Genomic DNA, 429 nt, shown 5'->3' with positions numbered 1-429 from the left:
CTTCAATGGTTTTAATGAAGGTTTTGATACGGATATTCTTTTAGAACCTGCCCATCGAGGAAGTAAAAAGAATATAAATATCGGCGAAAACTATTTTGACACTTTATCTGTCAACAGCGAACTGTGCTTCGGAGAAAACGTACAGAGCAGTAAGACCAATGAGCGGTTTACTTCAGATGATTTCGTGTTCCATCAAGGATTTATTGATGGCATAGGGCTTACACTCAACGAAAATCATATCGTCAACCAAATTCTGTATTTAGATGACAAACAAAAGTGGCGCAAGCTACTTGATAAGAAAATCGAGGAATTGAACAAAAGTTCCAACTTCGGTTCTCAAAACAAAGTAGTCCTCGGTAAAATCCAGCACATCCTTGACCAAATCAATGCCGATGACAATGCCCGGATTATCCGTGGTCATCTCAACAT

At 38.9% G+C, this 429-nt stretch carries 1 protein-coding gene; it reads left to right on the top strand.

What is annotated here, in order from left to right:
- Positions 1–429: hypothetical protein (locus QC385_RS43875; protein WP_279547002.1), on the top strand; the 429-nt coding region annotated here is incomplete at both ends.

Origin of the sequence: Streptomyces sp. DH10 (assembly GCF_029813805.1) — a bacterium.
GTDB lineage: Bacteria > Actinomycetota > Actinomycetes > Streptomycetales > Streptomycetaceae > Streptomyces > Streptomyces coeruleofuscus.
The sequence above is the reverse complement of the archived record's forward strand: the minus strand, read 5'-3'. Positions and strand labels throughout refer to the sequence as shown.